Origin of the sequence: Massilia violaceinigra (assembly GCF_002752675.1) — a bacterium.
GTDB classification, from domain to species: domain Bacteria; phylum Pseudomonadota; class Gammaproteobacteria; order Burkholderiales; family Burkholderiaceae_D; genus Telluria_A; species Telluria_A violaceinigra.
This window is the reverse complement of sequence record NZ_CP024608.1, coordinates 7336466-7358768: the sequence shown is the minus strand read 5'-3', so window position 1 is coordinate 7358768 and position 22303 is coordinate 7336466. Positions and strand designations below refer to the sequence as shown.

The 22303-nt window shown below is 63.1% G+C and carries 21 protein-coding genes; 14 read left to right on the top strand and 7 right to left on the bottom strand.

What is annotated here, in order from left to right:
* Window positions 1-28: 28 nt before the first annotated feature.
* The gene (locus CR152_RS31795) at window positions 29-1327 is read right to left on the bottom strand and encodes an ATP-binding protein (RefSeq protein ID WP_099881718.1); all 1299 of its coding nucleotides are present in this window, start codon (window positions 1325-1327) and stop codon (window positions 29-31) included.
* Between the two features lie 235 nt (window positions 1328-1562).
* Between CR152_RS31795 and CR152_RS33940 the strand changes: the two genes are divergently transcribed.
* The 5 genes from CR152_RS33940 to CR152_RS31765 all read left to right on the top strand — a co-directional run bounded on the left by CR152_RS33940 (window position 1563) and on the right by CR152_RS31765 (window position 6543).
* Window positions 1563-2930, top strand: a complete 1368-nt coding sequence (locus CR152_RS33940) for a hypothetical protein (RefSeq protein WP_208640234.1) — start codon at window positions 1563-1565, stop codon at window positions 2928-2930.
* A gap of 57 nt (window positions 2931-2987) precedes the next feature.
* Window positions 2988-3893: a MipA/OmpV family protein gene (locus tag CR152_RS31780; RefSeq protein ID WP_099881712.1), complete on the top strand. Its 906-nt coding sequence runs from the start codon at window positions 2988-2990 to the stop codon at window positions 3891-3893.
* A complete protein-coding gene (locus tag CR152_RS31775) occupies window positions 3893-4597 on the top strand; it encodes a hypothetical protein (protein WP_229413749.1) in 705 nt (234 codons plus the stop codon). The genes CR152_RS31780 and CR152_RS31775 overlap by 1 nt, the downstream gene beginning before the upstream one ends.
* 327 nt (window positions 4598-4924) lie before the next feature.
* The gene (locus tag CR152_RS31770) at window positions 4925-5839 is read left to right on the top strand and encodes a MipA/OmpV family protein (RefSeq protein WP_099881708.1); all 915 of its coding nucleotides are present in this window, start codon (window positions 4925-4927) and stop codon (window positions 5837-5839) included.
* 2 nt (window positions 5840-5841) lie between these two features.
* A complete protein-coding gene (locus CR152_RS31765) occupies window positions 5842-6543 on the top strand; it encodes a hypothetical protein (protein ID WP_229413748.1) in 702 nt (233 codons plus the stop codon).
* A gap of 79 nt (window positions 6544-6622) precedes the next feature.
* On the opposite strand, the gene CR152_RS31760 is transcribed toward CR152_RS31765, so the two are convergent.
* A complete protein-coding gene (locus tag CR152_RS31760) occupies window positions 6623-7354 on the bottom strand; it encodes a substrate-binding periplasmic protein (protein WP_099881706.1) in 732 nt (243 codons plus the stop codon).
* Between the two features lie 263 nt (window positions 7355-7617).
* On the opposite strand from CR152_RS31760, the gene CR152_RS31755 reads away from it, so the two are divergent.
* Entirely contained in the window at window positions 7618-8925 is a 1308-nt protein-coding gene (locus tag CR152_RS31755; RefSeq protein ID WP_099881704.1) for a hypothetical protein, read from the top strand.
* Between the two features lie 40 nt (window positions 8926-8965).
* Here the strand turns inward: CR152_RS31755 and CR152_RS31750 are convergent, their stop codons facing one another.
* The 5 genes from CR152_RS31750 to xseA form a co-directional block, all read right to left on the bottom strand.
* Window positions 8966-9652, bottom strand: coding sequence for a response regulator (locus CR152_RS31750; protein WP_099881702.1), 687 nt, complete (start codon window positions 9650-9652; stop codon window positions 8966-8968).
* A gap of 101 nt (window positions 9653-9753) precedes the next feature.
* Window positions 9754-10269, bottom strand: a complete 516-nt coding sequence (locus tag CR152_RS31745; RefSeq protein ID WP_099881700.1) for a hypothetical protein — start codon at window positions 10267-10269, stop codon at window positions 9754-9756.
* 326 nt (window positions 10270-10595) lie between these two features.
* Window positions 10596-11138 carry a DUF4303 domain-containing protein gene (locus CR152_RS31740; RefSeq protein WP_099881697.1) on the bottom strand — a complete coding sequence of 181 codons (543 nt, stop codon included), beginning with the start codon at window positions 11136-11138 and terminating at the stop codon, window positions 10596-10598.
* 115 nt (window positions 11139-11253) lie between these two features.
* Window positions 11254-11832: a superoxide dismutase [Fe] gene (gene sodB / locus CR152_RS31735; RefSeq protein WP_099881695.1), complete on the bottom strand. Its 579-nt coding sequence runs from the start codon at window positions 11830-11832 to the stop codon at window positions 11254-11256.
* Window positions 11833-11957: 125 nt separating this feature from the next.
* Window positions 11958-13319 (bottom strand): exodeoxyribonuclease VII large subunit, encoded by a 1362-nt coding sequence (xseA, locus tag CR152_RS31730; RefSeq protein WP_099881693.1) that lies wholly within the window; start codon window positions 13317-13319, stop codon window positions 11958-11960.
* 1006 nt (window positions 13320-14325) lie between these two features.
* Between xseA and CR152_RS31725 the strand changes: the two genes are divergently transcribed.
* The 8 genes from CR152_RS31725 (at window position 14326) to CR152_RS31690 (ending at window position 22094) form a co-directional block, all read left to right on the top strand.
* A complete protein-coding gene (locus CR152_RS31725; RefSeq protein WP_099881691.1) occupies window positions 14326-14931 on the top strand; it encodes a MotA/TolQ/ExbB proton channel family protein in 606 nt (201 codons plus the stop codon).
* Complete coding sequence (locus CR152_RS31720) at window positions 14931-15383, top strand: ExbD/TolR family protein (RefSeq protein ID WP_099882979.1); 453 nt, start codon at window positions 14931-14933, stop codon at window positions 15381-15383. Before CR152_RS31725 ends, CR152_RS31720 begins: the two co-directional genes overlap by 1 nt.
* Window positions 15384-15416: 33 nt before the next feature.
* Window positions 15417-16475, top strand: coding sequence for a tetraacyldisaccharide 4'-kinase (gene lpxK, locus CR152_RS31715; protein WP_099881689.1), 1059 nt, complete (start codon window positions 15417-15419; stop codon window positions 16473-16475).
* Entirely contained in the window at window positions 16456-16626 is a 171-nt protein-coding gene (locus CR152_RS31710; protein WP_099881687.1) for a Trm112 family protein, read from the top strand. Before lpxK ends, CR152_RS31710 begins: the two co-directional genes overlap by 20 nt.
* Before the next feature lie 3 nt (window positions 16627-16629).
* Window positions 16630-17382, top strand: coding sequence for a 3-deoxy-manno-octulosonate cytidylyltransferase (kdsB, locus tag CR152_RS31705; protein WP_099881685.1), 753 nt, complete (start codon window positions 16630-16632; stop codon window positions 17380-17382).
* 186 nt (window positions 17383-17568) lie between these two features.
* Window positions 17569-18225 carry an adenylate kinase gene (gene adk, locus CR152_RS31700; protein ID WP_099881683.1) on the top strand — a complete coding sequence of 219 codons (657 nt, stop codon included), beginning with the start codon at window positions 17569-17571 and terminating at the stop codon, window positions 18223-18225.
* Window positions 18226-18463: 238 nt separating this feature from the next.
* Window positions 18464-20620, top strand: a complete 2157-nt coding sequence (locus tag CR152_RS31695) for a sodium-translocating pyrophosphatase (protein WP_099881681.1) — start codon at window positions 18464-18466, stop codon at window positions 20618-20620.
* Window positions 20621-20735: 115 nt separating this feature from the next.
* The gene (locus tag CR152_RS31690) at window positions 20736-22094 is read left to right on the top strand and encodes a hypothetical protein (RefSeq protein WP_099881679.1); all 1359 of its coding nucleotides are present in this window, start codon (window positions 20736-20738) and stop codon (window positions 22092-22094) included.
* Window positions 22095-22303 lie beyond the last annotated feature (209 nt).

Genomic DNA, 22303 nt, shown 5'->3' with positions numbered 1-22303 from the left:
TTTAGGCAAGCGCTGGAAACGACGGTGCTCAGGCCGGCAACGCAATCACGAAGCGCGCGCCGCCCATCGCCGACTGTTCCACCGCAATCGTGCCGCCATGCAGCGCCACGGCCTTTTGCGCAATCGATAATCCCAGCCCGAAGCCGCCGGTACTGCGGTCGCGGCTGCGGTCGATCCGGTAAAACGGTTCGAATACCTTGCCCCGTTCCGCCTCCGGAATGCCGGGCCCGTCATCTTCCACCACGATTTCCACCCCGTCCGCGCGCCGCGCCGAGAGCGCAATCTGGCCGTTGCCGTATTTCTGCGCATTCCTGAGCAGGTTGCCCACCGCGCGCAGCAGCAGGCGGCGGTCGCCGGTCATGCTGCCCAGCGCACTGTCGAGCCGGACCTGGGGCTGGGCCGCCAGCGGGTCGAGCGCGTCCACGCAGCCCAGCAGCGCCGGCGCCAGCTCGAAGCTGGCTTGCTGCAGCGCCTGGCGGCTGTCGAGCCGGATCATGCCCAGCAGTTCATTCACCAGCCCGTTCAGCTCGGCGACATCGCCTTCCATCGCCACGATGCGCTGTTCCAGCGCCGGATCGTCCGCTGCCGACCTGAGCAGTTCCAGCGCGAATTCCAGGCGCGCGATCGGGGTGCGCAGTTCGTGCGAAACGGAATGGAGCAGGTTTTTCTGCGCGTCGAGCAAGCCTTCGATGCGCCCGGCCATGTGGTTGAGCCGCTCGGCCAGCGGATAGATGATGGCGCCCGGCTTGAAGCTGGCGCGCGCCGCCAGCCGGCCGGCGCCGACCTCGTCGGCCACGCGCGAGAGTTCCTGCAGTCCCAGCCAGTGCGAGCGCGACCACAGGGCGATCGGCACCAGCAGGAACAGCGCCACGATCACGTAGCGCACCGCTTCCATTTCCAGCGCCAGACCGATGTCGATGGGCAGCTGATGGGCGTGGATGACTTCCTCGGCGCTGCCGACATAGCTTTCGCCATGCAGGTCGACGCGGCGGTAAAAGGCTTTGTTGGCGGTGTCGAGCACCAGTTCGCCACGGTCGAGCGCGCCGTGCTGCTGGACCGGCAGCGAGGCACGCGCGCTGGTCAGCGGCACCAGGTCGAGCTTGACGTCCGTCACTTCGCGCACCTTGTTGAGCCGTACCAGCCAATCGTCGGCCGGGGCTTTGTCGATGTATTGTTCAAGCAGGAAAATCTGGGCGGCCGCCTGGCGCCGCGCGATATCGTCCAGCGGATCGCCGAACAGGCGGCTGGTGGCAAAGTAGATGGCAAAGGTCGCGATCGTGATCGACAGCATGACCAGCACGAAGAAGCGGAAGAAGATCCGGTTCACGCGTGTATCCCGCCACAACGGTGTTCAATAACTGTTGCCATAGACATCGCTTCTCCTTGCGCAGCATTGTATAAGAGTGGCGCGCATCGGGGTATTACAAATAAGTGACAAATAGGGGACAGTTCATGGCGGAAGTGCCGCGCGATTGTCTATATCATGGCTTTACTCGAATTCCAGGTCTGCCCGCCGCGCTTGCGCGACGGCAGGTATCGCTTCCCTTATGAAAGGATTTGCCATGTCTGTTTTGATTCGCGCACTTTCCTGCCTCCCGCTGGCTGGCGCTGTCGCGCTTGCCGGTTGCGGCGGCGGCGACAGCGGCGGCAGCACGCCCGTACCTCCGAAGACGCAGCCGGACATCGTCGTGCCGACCCCGACCCCGACCCCGACGCCAACCCCAACCCCAACCCCAACCCCAACCCCGACGCCCACGCCCACGCCCACGCCAACGCCAACGCCTACGCCAACGCCTACGCCCACGCCGACGCCGACGCCGACGCCCACGCCCACGCCCGATCCGGTCACCGTGATGACCCCGTTCGTCGCGCGCGCCCAGCAAGCTTCGTGCGCCAGCGTGACCAACCGCCTGTTCCTCATCGACAAAAAATATGTGCTGTGGAACCAGTCGGGCGACTGCGCCGACAAACGCTACAGCCTCGAACTGTTCGGCACGACGCCGGACGCGAAAGTATGCAGCCTGAGTGATACCATCGCCGGTCCGAAAAAGGAATGCAGCGACGAAAAAATGCTGCCCATGTTTAACACGATTGTCGACAAGACGAACGAAGAAGGTTTCGGCCTGGGCGCCGCCCACGTTGTCGAAGAGATCAAGTTCCTGCCTGCAAATGGACTCAGCGTGGATTTCAAGACCATCGCCAGCGATACCTTCTCCGGCGTGTCCGAGGCCCGCAATGTCGTGGTGCGCGACCAGGCGGCGCTCGACGCCCTGTGGGCCGAGCACAGCCGGATCCGCATCCCGCCGCCGCCGGCGCCGAAAGTCAATTTCAAGACTGAAATGGTGATCGCCGTATTCGGCGGCAACGGCTCGGCCTGCGGCAGCTTCGGCGTGGTGCGCGCCAATGCCAGCGACGGCCATCTGGTGATCCGCACCGAGCACAGGGCGCCCGATCCCGGCGTCATGTGCATCGCCGTGGTCGCCAATCCGATGCAGATGATCACGGTCCCGCGCGTGGACGCCGTGGTCGACTTCGTGCAGGTGAAGACGCAGAACATCGATTTCACCGACCTGTGGCGCGGCCCCTACTCGCACATGCCGACACCGCGCAATATCGTGATCAAGGATGCCACCACCTTCGCCACCGTATGGAACCAGTCGCACAGCGGCGGCACCCTGCCGGTTGTCGATTTCAGCAAGGAAATGGTGGTCGCGGTATTCGGCCAGGGTGGCCCGACCGGGTGCGAAACCACGGAAATCCAGAGCGTCTACCGCGAGAGCGGCAAGATTCACGTGTCCAGCGTGAACTGGTCGCTCAAGCCCGATAGCGGCCTTGCGTGTCCGGCGGCGATTTCGAACCCCGGGCATCTGGTCAAGCTGCCGCGCTCGAATGACACGGTCGAGTTTTCGACCCAATCGCGGCACCGATAAGGCAGTTTTCCGTTTCCCTGGTGGCGCGCAAGCGCTGCCGGGCCCGGACCCCGATGTATGAAAATACTGTTGACCTTTGTGCTGGGCGCGGCGTGCGCCAGCGCCACCGCCCGCACCCCGTCCGTCAATCCGATGCCGGACGGCAGCCGCGACATGTATGTCGGGCTCGGCTTCGTGTCGTCGCCGGCGTACGAAGGCGCGCGCCGGCCGCGCCGCATGGCCGTGCCGGTGCTGCAGGGCGAGTGGAGCAATGGCGTATTTATTTCCGGTATGAATGCCGGCGTGCACCTGTCGGACCAGCCATCGCTCGAATTCGGGCCGCTGCTGTCGGTCCAGGCACGGCGCAGCGAATCGGGCAACGGGGCCGCGCTCGGCGGCGCCTCGCTGACCTCCATGACCGACGGCGGTTCGCCGCTGGCGCCCGTCGTCGACACCCCGGGCCAGCCCATCACGCCGGGCCAGCCCGACAAGACCGCGCGCAACGCCGGCCCCAACCGCCTGTCCGGCATGGATGTGGTCGGCGCGCGCCTGCAGGCGGGCGGCTTCGTTAACGTCTATCTCAGCCCCAGCCTGCGCCTGACCAATAGCGTGCTGTACGGTGGCGGCCGGGACGCCAACGGCGTGCTGTGGAATCTCGGCATCCAGCACGTGGCGCAGCAGTTTTCGCCGCACCACAGCGTGTCGCTGTCGGCTGGCGTGAGCGTGGTCAACCGCCACTACAACACAAGCTTTTTCGGCGTCAGCCCTGCTGAATCCCTGCGCAGCGGCAACCCTGCGTATGCGCCCGGCGGCGGCCTGAACGGCGCGAGCGCGGGCCTGCGCTGGCACTGGGCCCTGTCGCCCTCGTGGCTGCTGATTAACAACGTGCAAGCGACCCGCGTGCTGGGCGCTGCGCAAAAGAGTCCGTTGGTGGAGCGTGCCAACGGCTTTGCCGTATCCACCGCGCTCGCTTACCGGTTTTGATGATGAACGCCCCACGCCGTCTCGCTCTCTTGCTCGCGCTGCTGTTTTCGGCGGGCACCAGCACGGCGCACGCGCCGGCGTCGGAATGGCTCAGCTATCGTGACGCTTACCGCGCGATGGTGGCGTTCCAGAAATATGGCGGGCCCAAGAGCTATCTGCAAAACCAGTTGCAGCTGGTAACGGGGCAGCAGGGCGCCGCGGCGCCGGACCTGCGGCTGATCTTGCACACCCGCGACGGCGACCAGTATCTCGCGCTCGACCCCACCGGGCGCACGGTATTTCCGCTCAGCACAGCGGCCTACAACGAGAACGCGCCCTTGCTGGTGAGCGGCAGTAGCGGGCCGGTCGGTTTTCGCGCGCGCGTGTCGATCATGCCGCGTGCCAACGGCCTGTACGACAGCGCCGAGTTGCGCGCCGCCTGCGCCCAGGCGCTGGGCTACTTGCGCTACACCGATGCCAGCGCGCGCGCGCGCGCCTGCGTGGGCGTGCGCTTCGTCTACCCGAACGCGCTCACCACGCCCCCGGTGCGGGTGCGCAGCGGCGCGGCCGACGCGGTGACGCTGCCGGTAACCGAGGGCCGCGCGTTTCCCGACGATGGCCCGGCTGGATTTCGCATCGTCAATTATCGATTCAGCCGTGGCGGCGAGCCGCGCCAGCTCATCACCAGCAGTGCGCCGCTGGCCATCGCGCCGCTGATCGAATAGCGTGCTCAACGGTGCGGTGATGTCGAATACACATTTACGACAATTGCCAGACATTTCGAGGCGGAAAGGAACGCACGAAGCGCCTAAGCTATGCGTATCGGGTTTTCCGTTCGCCCTCGATGCTCTCCGGTGTCGTGGGCTTTTTTTATTCGCAGCAACAGCATGATGGCGATGCAGCGGGCCGCATGAAGGCGCCCGCCATCCGCGTATCGTGGGACGCCGCAGCGTGCAGTCGAGGCGCGTGCGGTCTTGACGAAAACTCAGCGATTTCGGCGATGTTGACGGCAGGCCGTAAAATGGCGGCTGATCATCTTTTCGGCGATATTCATGAGAACCCTTTTTGCCCTTGTCCTGGCCGGCGTCTGGCCTGCCGCCTGGGCCCAGACCCCTGCCACCAATCCGATGCCGGACGGCAGCCGCGACATGTATGTCGGGCTGGGCGCCGTCTCGGCGCCGCGCTACCAGGGCGCGGCGCAGCGGCGCGTGACAGCCTTGCCGCTGCTTCAGGTCGAATGGAGCAATGGCGTGTTTATCTCGGGCATGAGCGCAGGGATGCACCTGTCGACCAATCCGGTGCTCGAATATGGCCCCCTGGTCGCACTGCAGCCGCGCCGCAGCCAATCCGGCAGCGACAGCGAGTGGGTCGGGGCGCCCATGGCCGGCTTCGTGGGCGAGTCGGTGCCGCCGCTGAGCACGACCGATCCGAAGACCGGGCCGATACGGCCATCCGCGGTGCAGCCCGCAGAGCCGTCCGCGCAAAAGCGCGGCGGCAATCGTCTCGGCGGCACCGATGCGATTGGTGCGCGCCTGCAGGGCGGGGCGTTTTTCCATTATTATCTGACGCCATCCTTGCGCATTACCAATAACTTGCTGGCAGGATCGGGACGCGACCGCCATGGCGCCACCTGGACCGTGGGCATGCAGCACGTGGCGCGGACCATCGCGCCCCACCACACCGTGTTGCTGTCGGCCGACCTGACGCTGGTCAACGGCAGCTACAACCGCAGCTATTTCGGCGTGACCGAGGCTGAAAGCCTACGCAGCGGCAATGACGCATATGCGCCCGGAGGCGGCCTCAAGGATGTGGCCGTGGCGGCGCGCTGGAACTGGGCGCTGTCGCCATCCTGGATGCTCGGCAGCGCGGTGCGCGCCGCGCGCCTGCAGGGCGATGCGCGGCGCAGCCCGCTGGTCGAGCGCCCCAATAATTTCACCGTGTCCACTGGACTCGCTTACCGATTCTGATCATGTCATTTGTCCGCCACGTTTCCGCCATGCTTGCCTTGCTGTTTACGGCAGGCGGCACGACGGCCAGTGAAGCCGGCGGCGAATGGCTCAGTTATCGCGATGCCTACCGCGCGATGGTGGTGTTTGAAAAATACGGCAGGCCCAAGAATTTCTTGCAGAATCATTTCCAGGTCATGTTGAAAGAGAAGGGCGTGCTGACCGATGGTCTGCAGTTGAGTCTGCTTAGCAAGGCAAGCAGCCTGAACCTGCCGCTCGATCCGACCGGCCGCACCGTCTTTCCGCTGCTCAAGGCGGCGTATGACGACAACGCCACGCTGATGCTCACTCGCAACGCCGCCCAGTACGTGTTCCGCCCGCGCGTATCGATCGTGGTGCGTTCCGACGGCGTGTACGAAACGAGCGACCTGCGCGCCGCCTGCGAGCAAGCGCTTACGTACCTGCGCCATGTGGATTCCTCGGCGCGCACACGCCGTTGCAGCGGCGTGCGCCTGAGCTACCTGCGCAAGGGGGCGGACCCGGTGGTCAGGCTGCGTAACGGCAGCGGCGACTTGGCCCTGCTGCCGGTGGCCGAAGGGGCCAGCTTCGGCGACGACAACAACGATGGCTTCCGGGTCGTCAATTACCGTTTCGGCGAGCATGCCGACAAGGGGCAGCTGGTCACGCAGAGCGCGCCGCTGGCGATCGCGCCGCTGCTGGAATAGGTCAAGCGGGGGCGGGTGTTCGATCCCCCTTGTACATCGGTCGATATGCGGGCGGAGGCAAGCGCCACGGCGGCGCGACTCAGAGACTCACGCCGTATTTGCCGTAGATTCTGGTGATGGCCCCCGAGCGTTTCATGATGAGGATGGCTTCGTCCAGTTTCGGCAGCAAGGCTTTCTTGCTGGGATGGACGCGTATCGAGACATCATACGACCCCAGGACGTCACCGACGACGAACTCACTGTACTTGGGCGTCTGGAGAATGCTGTATTGTGCGACCGCCTTGTTGATCAGGATCTGGTCCATCCGCCCGGCAGCGAGCATGGCCATGAGCTGCGTCTCGCTCACGGCGTCGGAGCGATGCACGGCACCGCTGTCGAACAGCTCGCGCAACTCCGGATAGCTGTAACCCCGTACCAATCCAATTGTTCTGCCAGTCAAATCGTTCGGCGTGTTCACTTTGAAATGTTTGCCCGGACCAAACACGAGTATGTCGATCACCTTGCCAAACGGCACTGAAAAGACGCCGGGAACTTTTTGCTGCTTTACCCAGCCGGGGAACACGCCGGGTTCGACGTCGACCTGCCCCAGGTCGAACCGTTTGGCGAGCCGTGCGTAGGGAAAGTACTCTATCTGAAAGCGATGGCCGGTAATCTTGCCCAGTTCGTCCAGGAGTTCCTGGTAAATGCCCGTCCGCCCGCTTTCGATCATCATGGGGGGGTAATTGTAGAAGCCGACCTTGAACGTTTCGGAGCGCGCCTTCGTCAACCAGGCGGCGCACATCAGGCTTATCGCGTAAACAAGGATTTTCATGGCTGCCCTAAGTCATCCGGAGTGGGGGCGAACGCCGCGCGACGGTATCGCGAGCGCGCCAGCATTCCGCATCAACTATTGTGCCGTTGCCGTTCAAAGTCAAGCGCCGTGTTGGCGCCGCCGCCTCCGGTGTTACCGTCCCAGCCGCGCGGCATGGACGTCAGGCTGCGGAACGGTTAATATGAATTTAGACAATATTTAAATCCAAACAATATTTTGCTGGTGCAGTTTGTCAGTGCGCCCGGCATCGCCGAAAGATTCCGATGACCCAAAGAACTAGCCTGTACCTCGCCATTCCTCTGGCCGGCGCGCTGCTGCTGACGGCTTGCGGGGGCGGCAGCGATCCGGTCCCGGTCAAAGCGGCCGACCCGGTGGTCCCGACGCCAACGCCAACGCCAACGCCAGACCCGATCCCAAACCCGACGCCGGAGCCGGCGTCCGTCACAGTCCCAGGCGTCGCCGAGCCGGACCCCAGTGCCTCCGGCGTCTTCATCACGCCATTCGTGCAGCGTGCCCGTCAAAGTACCTGCGGCCAGTACTACAATCGCCTGTTCGTGGTCGACCACAAATACGTTTTTGCGGGCCAGAACGGCAGTTGTGATGTCAATACGGATCGCGAGGTGCTGTTCGGTTCCACGCCCGATGTCAGGCTGTGCACCAGTTATTATGGACGGCTTGGCGGCAAGGAAAGTTGTGCCGATCCCATGCTCACCGGCCTGTTCGAGAAACTGTGGGGGATGCAGACGAGTCCGAAGTTACTTCCCGCAGGGACCAAAACAGAAGAAATCTTCTTTCTGCCCATGGATGGCAGCAGGCTGGCATTGACTCCGCTGGCGCAGGACAACGCGTCCGGTATCAAGGAGCCGCGCCACCTCGTGATCCGCGACGCCGCCACCCTGGCCGCCGTGTGGGCCGAGCACACCAACGGCGGCGCCAGTCCGGCCGCGCGGCCGGTGGTGCATTTTGAAAACGAGATGGCCATCGCCGTGTTCGCCGGCAGCCGCGGCGGCAGTTGCGGTGAATTCGGCATCCGCGCGGTGCGGGTCAGCGGCGACAAGCTGGTCGCCGAGTACGAACATCGCAGCGGCCCGCCCGGTATCGCCTGCCCGCAGATCGTCACCACGCCCATGCAGATCGTAATGGTCGACCGCAGCTACGCCAGCGTGACGTTTGACAAAGTGGCGCCGCTCCGGGTGGCGTTCAAGCCGATCGAGGGCGCCCGCAAGTCGCAGATGCACGAGCGCACGCAGCTGGTGATCAAGGATGCGCAGGGCTGGGCCGCCTTGTGGAAACGGCATGACGGCGTAACACCGCCACCGGACGTGGACTTCGGCAAGCACATGGTGCTGTTCGCCACGACCGGCGCCCGGCCGGTGGAGGCGTACAAGCTGGCGGTAAGCGATGTCGAGCGCATCGGCGGCAAGCTGCGCGTGACCACGGTCGAAAAAACGATGGGACGTTACAGCATGGGCCCGGCACCGGCGGCGATCACCAATGCCTGGGCGGCGGCGGTGGTGGAGCGCTCGGACGAGCCGGTCGAGTTCGTGGAACAGCTGTCGTACTACCGCTAGCCGGAAAAGGCGGGACGCGCTGGCGGCGTCCCCTTGCGCATCAAGCCCAGGCCGAGGGCGAAAACAGATAGCCTTCGCCCCACACGGTCTTGATCTTCTCGGAATCGACGTCGTCGAACTTGCGCCGCAGCTTGGAAATGCAGTTATCGATGCTGCGGTCCAGCCCGTCGAACTCGATGCCGCGCATTTTTTTCAGCAAAGCATCGCGCGAGAGCACCCGCCCGGCCGATTCGGCCAGCACCAGCAGCAGCTTGTATTCGGTATTGCTGAGCAGGCACTGCTCGCCGCGCCAGGTGACAATGCGGTCGCTGGCGATGATCGACAGGGCGCCGAATTCGAGCGCCGCCGGGTCGCTGCCCGGTTTGCCCTGGGCGCGCCGCAGCAGGGCGCGCAGGCGCGCCAGCAGCACGCGCGGCTGCACCGGCTTGTTGACGAAATCGTCCGCGCCCTGTTCCAGCACCGACACTTCGTCGTAGGAATCTTCGCGCGCGGTCAGGATCAGGATGGGGGTTTCGCTCAGTTCGCGGATCTGGCGGCACACCACCATGCCGTCCAGGCCGGGCAGCATCAGGTCGAGAATGACCACATCCGGGGTGAGCGCCTTGAAGCGTTCGAGCGCGGCGTCGCCGCGCGTGACCAGGTCGACCGTGAACTCGTATCCGCTCAGGTACTCCGTGACCAGTTGCGCCAGGCGCGCATCGTCTTCCACCAGCATTACACGAAACATGAGTTTTCTCCTAGCCGCCCATTGTATAAGAGCTACTACGAAAAAAGCCAGTTGCAGACCAGCGCGGACAATTTGCTACACTTTCATGACACTCTGGCTACTTACTGCTGGGGAATACAGACTTCCAGCACTTTTTCGATTCGCTCGTTGAGGATGGTGCGGGCGGCGGGTGCTTCGAGGATGCGGTTGGTCACCAGTTTTTCGCCCGCCGTACTGGTACGGAACTGCTCGAAATCGACCATCTCGTCCTCGGTAAAGCGCGGCAGCGCTTCCGGCAGCGGTTCGCCGGCCGCCGCGAACACGCCCAGGTAGCCATGCTTGGCAAATTTCTTGCCGACCGACTTGGCCAGGAAGGATTGGGTGCGCGTCAATTCCTTGCTGTCGAGATTTGCGAGCAGCAATTGCTTGTAGACCTCGTCGAAACTGGCGGGGTCGAGCGCTTGCACGCATTTCAACTGGTCGGCCGTGACCTTGCCCTGTTTGGCGCCGGCCTTCATCGACAGTTGCACGCCGAGCAGGGCGGGTTTGGAAAAGACCGCGGCAGTGGCCGCATTGACGCTTTGCGCCTGCGCCGCGCCGCCCAGCAGCAATGCTGCCGGAAAGAACAGCGTGGCCATGTGACGTCCAGACAGTGCAGAAATACCCGGGGTTAAACGACGCGTCCGCAGCAAGCAGGCTTTGTGTGGGGAATTCATGTCACCGTCCATTCTTCTCAAGTCACTTTCCTATCAACAGCGTGGATACGCCAGGTCATCCGGAAGGGTTAAATCTACCGTATTGCCAAACATTATGACTGATCTGTGGACATTTGTGTGCATGAAAAGCAACACTAGTAAACATAGGTGAAATTAGGCGTTTTCAGCAAAAATAACTTATATTAAATGGAAAAAGTTGAATCATGACGAAGGAAATCATCCCTTTATATCCCAATTGCAATCAGCCGTTAAGATTCTGCGCGTACAGTATTTAATCGAACTGTTGCTTCTTGGTGATCTTGATCGTGATCCATCACCAAGGTGGTGAATCCTGGGTCCATTCTGGTGCGTTCCAGGATGCCCGAGCGCTCAATACGCACCAAAACGCGGCACGCACAGCGCATCAATCGCTCGATATACAGATTGGCCGGTTCCACCTCCATCGCGTCATCGGTCAGATAAGCCTCGATCGCTTCCTGGAACGCGCCCCAGCCGGCGTCCCAGTGCGGCTGGTCCTGGTTGAAACCCTGGTATTTCCAGTCGCCGAAGTTGGTTTTCAGTTGCGCCAGGCGGGCGGCGTCGTAGTTAAACCGATCCACATATTCCCTGGCGGTGCCGGCAAACGCGGCTTCGCTGTTGAAGCACAGCAGGAAAATGCCCATTTCGGCGTTGCAGTCGATGCCGAAGCCATAGAAGCTTTCGTCCTGGTGGGCCTCGGCGAACAGCCGGATCGATTCCATCGACAGGGCGAACAGCTGTTCTTCGATGGGGAGTAAATCCGGAGCCTGCATGGGAAATCCTTATCGTGTAGCTGAAGCGGCAATAAAAAAGAAGCCTGCGCGGAACGCGCAGGCTTCTTTTTTTTGGAACGCCGGCAAGCGTGGCACAGCCACGCTTGCCGTTCGATCAGGCCGCGTTTTGCGCGACGAAGTCCCAGTTGACCAGGCCCCAGAAGGTTTCGACATACTTGGCGCGTGCGTTGCGGTAGTCGATGTAGTAAGCGTGCTCCCAGACGTCGCAGGTCAGCAGTGGCTTGTCGCCGGTGGTCAGCGGGCAGCCGGCGTTCGAGGTGTTGACGATGTCAACGCCGCCGTCGGCTTTTTGCACCAGCCAGGTCCAGCCGGAACCGAAGTTGCCCAGGCACGACTTGGTGAATTCTTCCTTGAATTTGTCGAACGAGCCCCACTTGGCGTTGATCGCGTCAGCGACCTTGCCGCTTGGCGCGCCGCCACCGTTCGGCTTCATGCCGTTCCAGTAGAAGGTGTGGTTCCACACCTGGGCTGCGTTGTTGAACACGCCGCCGGAGGATTTCTTGATGATCTCTTCGAGCGGCAGGTTCTCGAACTCGGTGCCCTTGATCAGGTTGTTCAGGTTGGTCACATAGGTCTGGTGATGCTTGCCGTAGTGGTATTCCAGCGTTTCTTTCGAAATGTGGGGAGCCAGGGCGTCCATTTCATACGGCAGAGGCGGCAGTGTGTGTTCCATGTTGTGTCCTTTTTGTTTGGAAAAGCGTCAATGATTCTGAACCGGTGCTTATTGTAATTCGGATGGGCGTTCGTTGCTTATTTGCTTCGCGCCGGAAAGCACGCTTGCCCGCGGACCAGCCGGCGCTACTCGAGCCGGGTCTGGACGCTCGCTACGCCCACCTCGGCGCTCCCCTCGGCCAAGCGCACCGTGAGCACCTCGTTCGGCTTGATCTGCAAGGGCGAGCGTAAAACCATCCCCTTGGCATCGCGCACGATGGCGTAGCCGCGTTCGAGGGTGCGCTGGGGATTGAGCAGTTCGAGCTGGGCCGCCAGCGCGCCGAGCGCATCGCGCTTCTGTGACAGCTGGCTGGCCATGCTGCTGGTGCAGCGGCGCTGCTGCGAGGCGATTTCGCTGCGCAGAGCGCGTACGTCCGGCCGGTGGCTGGCCCAGCGCGCGCGCAATTGCGCCAGAGAATAGCCCTGGCGCTGCACCGGCGCGCGCATTGCGTGCGTCATCGCGGTCGACAGCGCCACCAGTTCCAGGCGCTGGTGGCCGATGCGGGCCGATGGACTGAGCAGCCGGCGCTGCCAGTTGTCCAGGCTCTGGTGCGCATCGTTGAGGGTGTGGCGCATCGCGCGCCGCAGGTCGCCGGCATCGGCCGACAGCGAGGCGACCCAGTCCGCGTGCGGCGTGGCGGCCAGTTCGGCGGCGGCGGTGGGGGTGGCCGCGCGCAGGTCGGCGGCAAAATCGGCGATGGTGAAATCGGTCTCGTGGCCGACCCCGGAAATGACCGGCATGGCGCAGTTGGCGATCGCATGGGCGACCACTTCTTCGTTAAAGCTCCACAAGTCTTCGATCGAGCCGCCGCCGCGGCACACCAGCAGCACGTCCACTTCCGCCCGGCGCGAGGCCGTTTGAATCGCGCCGGCAATCCGTTCGGCCGCGCCCTGGCCCTGCACCGGGGCCGGGTAGAGCACGATGCGCACGTGCGGCGCGCGCCGCTTGAGCGCGCTGAGGATGTCGCGCAGCGCCGCCGCCTGCGGGCTGGTGACAATGCCGATGCTGCGCGTGAACAGGGGCAGGGGACGCTTGCGCTCCTGGTCGAACAGGCCCTGCGCGCCCAGCTTCTCCTTCAGGCGCAGGAAGGCTTCGTACAGCGCCCCCACGCCGGCGCGGCGGATCGCCTCGACGTTGATCTGGTAATCGCCGCGCGCGCCGTACAGGGTCACCAGGGCGCGTACCTCGACCTTGTCGCCTTCGCGCGGAATGAAGCCGGCGTACTGGGCGCGGCCGCGGAACATCACGGCGCGCACCTGGGCCGCGTCGTCCTTGAGCGTGAAATACCAGTGGCCCGAACTGGCACGCGTGAAGTTCGATATTTCACCGCTGATCCAGGTCAGCGGAAAGGAGCGCTCCAGCAGGCGCGCCACCTGGGCATTGAGCGCGGTGACGGTCAGTACCGGCGGTCCTGCGGGCAGGGGATCTAGGTCGAAATCGGTTTGCATGGGATGAGTTCCGGAATAACTGTCCACAAAATTTTGAAACGGTCATGCTTATGTCACATATCGCCTAAAACAACAAGACTTTTTTCTAAGTCGATGATTTTAAACGAAAAAGCCTAGGTGCTGGTTTACATCGCACTGGCTGAAATCCCTTCTAAATCAAGCACTTTGGCACTCCGGGCCGGAGTTGCTCACAAAGTTATCCACAGAAATTGTGTAGAAGTTTTGCTGTACATACGCTCGGGCACCTGCCTGCTGCTTGCGCACCGGGGTGCTATCTCTTTGTAATCAAGCGCTTACGCGGTTTCGGACCGGCTTGCGCACAATCTTGTCCACAGAAGCTGTGCAGAAGTGCCGGACTTATCCACCGCCCGGCCGCCCTGCCACCCCTGCCATTCATTTAAGCACGGCAACTTATTCCTTTCAAATCAATGGCTTGATACAGTGTTGACTGGCTTGCTCACAATCTTGTCCACAAAAGGTGTGCAGAACGCACGGACTTGTCCAGCGCCGTCCAAAACACTGGAAATGGGCGCCCATGGAGGCCTTTTGGGCGCCCGGACGGCAAGTTATCCCTGTTTGCCGCAAATATGTGCACGACCGTATTAATTAATGTAATCAATGACTTGGAATGACTTCCGCGTCATTGCGCACAATCTTATCCACAAAAGATGTGCAGAAGATTTGCGCGCCAGCCTGCCTTATTTTTGCGCTTGAATCATTTTCCCTTTTTAATCAGGGACTTGACTGCCCACCCCCGGTATTGCTAACAATCTTATCCACAGTTTTTGTTCAGAACATCGACTCAATTTTTAATTTTCGACATGCCTTGTTTTTACGCATGGCAAACTTTCCCTTTAAAATCAAGCACATCGTGTCTCTTTGGGCCGCTTGCGCACAATCTTATCCACAGAAGGTGTGCAGAAGTGGACTTGCCGAGTGACGGGCAACACGTTACATTGCCGGGGTTCGTTCTTATCAAGAATTACCATTCACTCAGGAGTTTGTTTTGCTGCCTATTCTTCAAGCTGCAGGTTGGCCAGTCTGGCCGTTGCTGATCGCCTCTCTCGTCGCTTTAGCCTTGATCGTCGAGCGCATTATTTATCTGCGCCGCGCCAAGATCCTGCCACCGCAGTTGCTCGAGGAAGTGGTGCGCGTGTATCACAACGGTAAGATCACCAAGGATGTGGTCGAGTCGCTGGAAAAGAATTCCCCGCTCGGCGCCGTGCTCGCCGCTGCCCTGCGCAACGTCGACGCCCCGCGCGACGTGATGAAGGAATCGATCGAAGAAGCAGGACGCGGCGTGGCTCACGTGCTCGAACGCTTCCTGACCACGATCGGTACCATCGCCTCGCTCGCCCCGCTGATGGGCCTGTTCGGCACGGTGGTCGGCATGATCGAGATTTTTGGCTCCACCAACGCGACCGGCGTCAACCCGGCCCAGCTGGCCCACGGTATTTCGGTAGCGCTCTACAACACCGCCTTCGGTATCGCCATCGCCATGCCGGCCCTGATTGCCTACCGCCATTTCCGCGCCCTGGTCGACAGCTTCATCATCGACATGGAATTGCAGGCAGTTAAATTCGTCGACGTCGTGCACGGTGCCCGCAAATGATGAACTTTCGCCGCGGCCAGAAACGTGAAGATCCAGAGATCAATCTGATCCCCTTCATCGACGTGCTGCTGGTGGTGCTGATTTTCCTGATGGTCACGACCACCTACAGCAAGTTTACCGAGTTGAAAATTACCCTGCCGACGGCCGACGCCGAAAAGGCGCTCGAAAAGCCGTTCGAACTGAACGTCACGGTCGACGCCAAGGGTAACTACACGATCAACAACGAGCCGGTCTCGTTCAGCAACGTGGCTGGCCTGGCGGAAGATCTGAAAACCGCGGCCCGCACCGGCAACAACGGCCAGCCGGCGCCCACCGGCGAGAAGGGCCCGGTCGTGGTCGTCAACGCCGACCAGTTCGCCATGCACCAGATGGTCATCAACGTGCTGGAAGCGGCGCGCATGGCAGGCTACGACAAGCTGACCTTCGCCGCCCAGACCGGCGAGAAGAAGTAACAAGCGCAGGCGAAGCGATTCGCCTGCCGCCTCATGTCTTCCACTTCCTCCTCATCTTCCTCCCTCGAATCGACGCTTCAGCGTGCCTGGCAGCGGCGCGGCGCGCTGGCTTGCGCGCTGTGGCCGCTCTCCCTGCTGTTTCGCTTCGTGGCCGGCGTGCGCGCGCTGCTGTTTCGCTTCGGCCTGCTGGGCTCGACGCGGTTGCCGGTGCCGGTCATCGTGGTCGGCAATATTTTTATCGGCGGCACCGGCAAGACCCCGCTGACGATCTGGCTGGCCGACGCCTTGCGCGCCGCCGGCTTCACACCCGGCATCATCTCGCGCGGCCATGGCGGTGGCGATGGCGCGTCGAGTAGTGCGCCGCGCGCGGTCACATCGGACTCCAGCGCGCGCGATGTCGGCGACGAGCCGCTCCTGATCGCGCGCCGCACCGGCTGCCCGGTGGTGGTGGGGCGCGACCGTGGCGCCGCCGGACGCGCCTTGCTGGCCGCCCATCCCGACGTTGACGTGATCCTCACCGACGACGGCCTGCAGCACTACGCCCTGCGGCGCGATATCGAAATCATGCTGTTCGACGGACGCGGCACCGGCAATGGCTGGCTGCTGCCGGCCGGACCCTTGCGCGAGGCGCCATCGCGCCGGCGCGACTTCACCATCGTCAATGCGCCCGAACTGACGCCGGCCTTGCGCCAGGCGGTTGGCGGCATGCCGTTCCGCATGCAGCTGGCGGGCGAGTTCGCCGAGCCCTTGGCGCGACCGGGCGAGCGCGTGGCGCTGGCCAGCCTGGCTGGCCGCCGCATCGTGGCCGCCTGCGGCATCGGCAATCCGCAGCGCTTCTTTACCCTGCTGCGCGGCGCCGGCCTGGCGTTCGCCGAACTGCCGCTGCCGGACCATCACGATTTCCTCGACCAGCCATTTGCCGCCATTGAAGCGGACTGCATCCTGATCACCGAGAAGGATGCAGTAAAATGTGCGCAAATTGAAAATCTCAAAAACGACCCGAGACTGTGGGTCGTACCGGTGACGGCGCAGCTCGATGCGGCGCTGGCCGAACAAATTGTGGAGAAATGTCGTGGATGCTCGACTGCTTGATATCCTGGTCTGCCCTGTATGCAAGGGCCCGCTAGAACTGGACAAAAAGGCCCAGGAACTGATCTGCCGCGGCGACCGCCTGGCGTTTCCGATCCGCGACGGCATTCCCATCATGTGGGCCGACCAGGCGCGCAAGATCGAAGCGCTGTAGGCGATGGGTTTCATCGTCATCATTCCGGCCCGCCTGGCCTCGACCCGGCTGCCGAACAAGCCGCTGGCCGACCTGGGCGGCAAACCGATGGTGGTGCGCGTGGCCGAACGCGCGGGGGCCTCGGGCGCCGCTCGCATCATCGTCGCCACCGACCATGAGACCATCGCCGCCGCCTGCCGTGAACACGGGGTGGAAGTGTGCATGACGCGCGCCGACCATCCGTCCGGCACCGACCGCATCGCCGAAGTGGCGCGCGCGCTGAACCTGGCGCCTGATGCCGTTGTCGTCAACCTGCAGGGCGACGAGCCGCTGATCGACCCGGCGCTGCTGGCCGCCACCGCGGCCCGCGTTGGCGTGGACGTGCCGATGGCCACCTGCGCCCACCCGCTGCACGACGCCGCCGACGCCTTCAATCCGAACGTGGTCAAGGTGGTGCTCGACAAGGCCGGGCGCGCCCTGTATTTTTCGCGCGCCACGATTCCCTGGCACCGCGACGGCTTCGCGCAATCGCGCGACGCCTTGCCGGCGGCGTACGTCGCGCTGCGCCATATCGGCCTGTACGCGTACACCAACGCCTTCCTGCAAACCTATCCCACGCTGGAGCCGGCGCCGCTCGAAGCGGTCGAAGCGCTGGAGCAGTTGCGCGTGCTGTGGCATGGCTATCCGATCGCCGTGCATGTGACCGACAGCGCGCCGGCGGCCGGCGTCGACACCCCCGAGGATCTTGAACGGGTGCGCCAGCATTACCCGGCTTAGCTTTGTTACAGCGCAGCATGTGCGCGGTTCTCATCAGTAACCGACGCATAGCTTGCGCCAGATCAAGCAAAAAAATGGCGAATACGCCCTCGGATTGGCGTTCTCCGTGACTTTTGTGGTAAGTTTCGTACCAAGGTAGTCAAGTATGCATCGCCTCCAATTTTAAAATCTGTTTTAGGAATTTTCATGCGTCTGATTCTGTTAGGAGCTCCTGGAGCCGGCAAAGGCACCCAAGCTAACTTCATCAAGGAAAAATACAATATTCCGCAAATCTCGACCGGCGACATGCTGCGCGCCGCGATCAAGGCCGGCACCGAGCTGGGCATGGCGGCTAAAAAAGTGATGGATGCAGGCGGTTTGGTGTCCGATGACATCATGATCGGCCTGGTCAAGAATCGTCTCAAGGAATCGGACTGCCAGAACGGTTATCTGTTCGACGGCTTCCCGCGCACGATCGCGCAGGCCGACGCCATGAAAGAAGCCGGCATCGACGTCGATTATGTACTCGAAATTAACGTGCCCGACGAATTCATCGTCGAGCGCATGAGCGGACGCCGTTCCCATCCGGGTTCGGGCCGCGTGTACCACATCACGAACAATCCGCCAAAAGTGGATAACGTGGACGATATCACCGGCGAACCGCTGATCCAGCGCGACGACGACAAGGAAGAAATCGTCAAGCAGCGCCTGTCGGTCTACCACAACCAGACCGAAGTGCTGCTGGGCTACTACAACCAGTGGGCGCAATCGGGCCTGCCCGGCGCGCCGAAATACCGCCGCATCTCCGGCATCGGCCCTGTGGATCACATCCGCGAGGCGGCTTTCGCGGCGCTGTCGGAATAAAAGTAAGAAAAGCACAAGAGCGGACTTCGGTCCGCTTTTTTGATGGCCGCGCCCTGCGGTAGTCACAGCACGAATGGATAGTCTTGCCCTGGCCGCCGTTGCGCGGCCGGCGTTCCCGGTTTTTTTGGATTCAAAGTTTTGCAGTACGCAGTGAGGTTGGCCCATCTCTTTCACATGTGGTTGGAGCGGTCTTTCAAATGTGTTGTTGTGTTACTTGATAAAAAAGCGAGGGGACGATATGGCAGCAAGATTTCTTGTCTTTGCAGTTGTGTGCGGCGTCATTGCCGTGATTTATGGATTGGTCACGCGCAGCTGGATTCTGCGCCAGGACCCGGGCAACGCCCGCATGCAGGCCATCGCCCAGGCCATCCAGGAAGGCGCCGCCGCCTACCTCGGGCGCCAGTACCGCACCATCGGCATGGTCGGCCTGGTACTGCTCATCGCCATCGGCGTGCTGCTCGACCTCAATACCGCGATCGGTTTCCTGATCGGCGCGGTGCTCTCGGGGGCCTGCGGCTTCATCGGCATGAACGTGTCGGTGCGCGCCAATGTGCGCACTGCCCAGGCTGCCACGCGCGGCATGAACGAAGCGCTCGACGTCGCCTTCAAGGGCGGGGCCATCACCGGCATGCTGGTGGTCGGCCTGGGCCTGCTCGGCGTGACGCTGTTCTACTGGATGCTCACCGCCCAGGCCGCCGGCGGCAGCGCCACCCAGCATGACGTCATCAAACCCCTGATCGGGCTGGCCTTCGGCGCCTCGCTCATTTCGATTTTCGCCCGTCTTGGCGGCGGCATCTTCACCAAGGGCGCCGACGTCGGCGCCGACCTGGTCGGCAAGGTCGAAGCCGGCATCCCCGAGGACGATCCGCGCAACCCGGCCGTGATCGCCGATAACGTGGGCGACAACGTGGGCGACTGCGCCGGCATGGCCGCCGACCTGTTCGAGACCTATGTCGTCACCCTGATCGCCACCATGCTGCTGGGCGCGCTGATGATGGCCACGCCGGGCGGCGAAGCGGTGATCTATCCGCTGCTGCTGGGGGCGGTGTCGATCATCGGATCGATCGTCGGCTGCTCGCTGGTCAAGGCCAAGCCGGGCAAGAAGATCATGTCGGCCCTGTACACGGGCCTGTGGTGGGCCGCCGGCCTGTCGCTGATCGGCTTTGCCGGCGTCACCTGGCTGGTCTGGGGCGACGATGCCATGCGCATGAAGATGATGGGCTGCGCGCTGGTCGGCATCGTCCTCACCGGGCTGATGGTCTACATCACCGAGTACTACACCGGCACCGACTTCAAGCCGGTCAAGCATATCGCCGAAGCCTCCACCACCGGCCACGGCACCAACATCATCGCCGGGCTGGGCGTGTCGATGAAGTCGACCGCGTATCCGGTGCTGGCCGTGTGCGCGGCCATTCTGGCGTCTTACCAGATGGCGCAGCTGTACGGCATCGCCATTGCCGCCACGTCCATGCTGTCGATGGCCGGCATCGTCGTCGCGCTCGACGCCTACGGACCGATCACCGATAACGCCGGCGGCATCGCCGAAATGTCGGGCATGCCCGAATCGGTGCGCGCCATTACCGACCCGTTGGATGCGGTCGGCAACACCACCAAGGCCGTCACCAAGGGGTACGCCATCGGTTCGGCCGGGCTGGCCGCGCTGGTGCTGTTCGCCGACTACACCCACGCCCTGGAATCGGTCGGCAAACATGTTTCGTTCGACCTGTCGAATCCGATGGTGATCGTGGGCCTGTTCATCGGCGGCCTGATTCCCTACCTGTTCGGCGCCATGGCGATGGAAGCGGTGGGGCGCGCCGCCGGCGCCGTGGTGGTCGAGGTGCGGCGCCAGTTCCGCGACATCAAGGGCATCATGGACGGCACCGGCAAGCCCGAATACGACAAGGCGGTCGACATGCTGACCGCCTCGGCCATCCGCGAAATGATCCTGCCATCCTTGCTGCCGGTGGTGGTGCCGGTGGTGGTCGGCATGCTGCTCGGACCGGCCGCGCTGGGCGGGCTGCTGATGGGGACCATCGTCACCGGCCTGTTCGTCGCCATTTCCATGACCACCGGCGGCGGCGCCTGGGACAACGCCAAGAAATACATCGAGGATGGCCACTTCGGCGGCAAGGGCTCGGAAGCGCACAAGGCCGCTGTGACCGGCGATACCGTGGGCGACCCGTACAAGGACACCGCCGGCCCGGCCGTCAATCCGCTCATCAAGATCATCAACATCGTGGCCTTGCTGCTGGTGCCGCTGCTGCCGGTAACCGGCTGGATCGCGGTGACGGTGCCGCCGGCACACCCGCCGGTAAACACCGTGGTGCCGGGCCCGGTTGCGCACGCCACGCCGGCGCCCGTGCCAGCCACCCTGGCCGCCGCGCCCGCGCCCTGAGCAGTCTAGCGGATCTCACCCGGCATCCCGGCCGGGTGAGATATTTCTAGTAAAAAACTTATAATTGGCGTAATGTTCCTTCTTTATTAATATTTCTTTTTGAAGGAATGCCAGCATGAGTGATGTGAAAAACCGGTTTTTCCGCAGCGGCGCCCTTGCCAGCGGCTTGATCTGCCTCGCTGGCATTACCGCCTGCGGCAGCGACGACGACAGCACGACGCCCGTGAAACAGCCCGACCCGGTGGTCTCGCCACAACCGGTCACGGCGGCCAGCATCACGACCCAGCCCAAGACGCAAGCCGTGCAAGCCGGTCAGCCAGCCACGTTTTCGGCGGTGGCCACCGGCTCCGGCACGCTGAGCTACCAATGGTGGCGCAACGGCGTGGCGATCCCGGGCGCCACCAGCGCCATCTATACCACCCTGGCGGCCACCCTGGCCGACAGCGGCGATGTGCTCAGCGTGGTCGTGCGTAACGATGCCGGCACCAGCACCAGCGACGCTGTCGCCCTGCAGGTGGAAGGTGTCGGCGTGCGCGTCCTGGCCGGCGGCGCGGTCGAACCGACCCGCGCCCAGGTCGATGGCGTCGGCAAGATGGCGCGTTTTCTGAACGCCGGAGCGCTTGCGAACGATGGCGCCGGCAACCTGTTGCTGGCCGATACCGGCCTCAAGTCGGTGCGCAAGATCACGCCCGCCGGCGTGGTAAGCACCGCCATCGTTGGCGGCACGCCCGCACCGGCACTGCGTATCCTGCGCGATGTCGCCGCCGGCGCGAACGGCATCAGGTATGTCATCGACGGCGCCGACGGTTCGCCGTCGACGTTCGTGCGCAAGATCGGCGCCGACGGCGCGGTCAGCACCATCGAGCTGGGCTCCACGCAAGGCGATCCGGCCGGGACCGGCATCGCGCCGCCGGTGTTTACCGCGATTGCCACCGACGCTGGCGGCAATCTGTACGTCGCGAGCGAAGTTACGCGCCCCGGCGAGCCTGAGTGCAGTTCCTGCTTCAAACGCGCCATCGTGCGTAAAGTCGCCGCCGATGGCACGCTGACGACCGTGTTCGAAAACCTGGGCCCGCACTCCGCCAGCGCCACCATCACCGACGTGGCGGTCGACAAGAACGGCAAGGTGTACGTGCTGGACGACCGGGGTATCCGTACGCTCGATGCCGCCGGCGTCCCCGTCACGCTGGTGCCCAACAACCTGGCCTTCATCAAGGCCATCGCGCTCGATGCCGGCGGCAACGTGTACTTTGCGACCGAGCCGTTCAGCGGCATCCCGAGCACCTGGCCCGCCGGCGCCATCGGCAAGATCGCGGCGGACCGCTCGGTGGCGGTCGTGGTCGATCCGAACGGCAGCGATGCACGCTTCAAGTCGGCTGACTGGATCGCCAACCCGGCCGGTATCGCGTTCGACGCCGCCGGCGCGCTGTACGTCAGCGGCAACGGCCGCGTGCTCAAGCTGGTCCTGCCGTAAACCGGACCGCATTGCGCTTTTCCAGGCCGTCCAGTCGCCCGACTGGACGGCCATTCTATTGTTACGGCGCGAAGCTGACGTATTGCCGCCACGCTTGCAAAAAATCATCGTTGGGGTGATATTTTTTTTGCAATAGCAACGTAGTATTTCTGTTCGTCGTTCTTGACGCTCCTTCACTTCACTTTTCGGCAAGACGACGCGTCCCGGCC

Excerpts from the sequence above, each read along its gene's own strand:
- CR152_RS33940 (WP_208640234.1), top strand. The coding sequence starts at position 1,563 with ATGTCTGTTTTGATTCGCGCACTTTCCTGCCTCCCGCTGGCTGGCGCT.
- CR152_RS31780 (WP_099881712.1), top strand. The coding sequence starts at position 2,988 with ATGAAAATACTGTTGACCTTTGTGCTGGGCGCGGCGTGCGCCAGCGCC.
- CR152_RS31775 (WP_229413749.1), top strand. The coding sequence starts at position 3,893 with ATGATGAACGCCCCACGCCGTCTCGCTCTCTTGCTCGCGCTGCTGTTT.
- CR152_RS31770 (WP_099881708.1), top strand. The coding sequence starts at position 4,925 with ATGAGAACCCTTTTTGCCCTTGTCCTGGCCGGCGTCTGGCCTGCCGCC.
- CR152_RS31765 (WP_229413748.1), top strand. The coding sequence starts at position 5,842 with ATGTCATTTGTCCGCCACGTTTCCGCCATGCTTGCCTTGCTGTTTACG.
- CR152_RS31760 (WP_099881706.1), bottom strand. The coding sequence starts at position 7,354 with ATGAAAATCCTTGTTTACGCGATAAGCCTGATGTGCGCCGCCTGGTTG.
- CR152_RS31755 (WP_099881704.1), top strand. The coding sequence starts at position 7,618 with ATGACCCAAAGAACTAGCCTGTACCTCGCCATTCCTCTGGCCGGCGCG.
- CR152_RS31750 (WP_099881702.1), bottom strand. The coding sequence starts at position 9,652 with ATGTTTCGTGTAATGCTGGTGGAAGACGATGCGCGCCTGGCGCAACTG.
- CR152_RS31745 (WP_099881700.1), bottom strand. The coding sequence starts at position 10,269 with ATGGCCACGCTGTTCTTTCCGGCAGCATTGCTGCTGGGCGGCGCGGCG.
- CR152_RS31740 (WP_099881697.1), bottom strand. The coding sequence starts at position 11,138 with ATGCAGGCTCCGGATTTACTCCCCATCGAAGAACAGCTGTTCGCCCTG.
- sodB (WP_099881695.1), bottom strand. The coding sequence starts at position 11,832 with ATGGAACACACACTGCCGCCTCTGCCGTATGAAATGGACGCCCTGGCT.
- xseA (WP_099881693.1), bottom strand. The coding sequence starts at position 13,319 with ATGCAAACCGATTTCGACCTAGATCCCCTGCCCGCAGGACCGCCGGTA.
- CR152_RS31720 (WP_099882979.1), top strand. The coding sequence starts at position 14,931 with ATGAACTTTCGCCGCGGCCAGAAACGTGAAGATCCAGAGATCAATCTG.
- lpxK (WP_099881689.1), top strand. The coding sequence starts at position 15,417 with ATGTCTTCCACTTCCTCCTCATCTTCCTCCCTCGAATCGACGCTTCAG.
- kdsB (WP_099881685.1), top strand. The coding sequence starts at position 16,630 with ATGGGTTTCATCGTCATCATTCCGGCCCGCCTGGCCTCGACCCGGCTG.
- adk (WP_099881683.1), top strand. The coding sequence starts at position 17,569 with ATGCGTCTGATTCTGTTAGGAGCTCCTGGAGCCGGCAAAGGCACCCAA.
- CR152_RS31695 (WP_099881681.1), top strand. The coding sequence starts at position 18,464 with ATGGCAGCAAGATTTCTTGTCTTTGCAGTTGTGTGCGGCGTCATTGCC.
- CR152_RS31690 (WP_099881679.1), top strand. The coding sequence starts at position 20,736 with ATGAGTGATGTGAAAAACCGGTTTTTCCGCAGCGGCGCCCTTGCCAGC.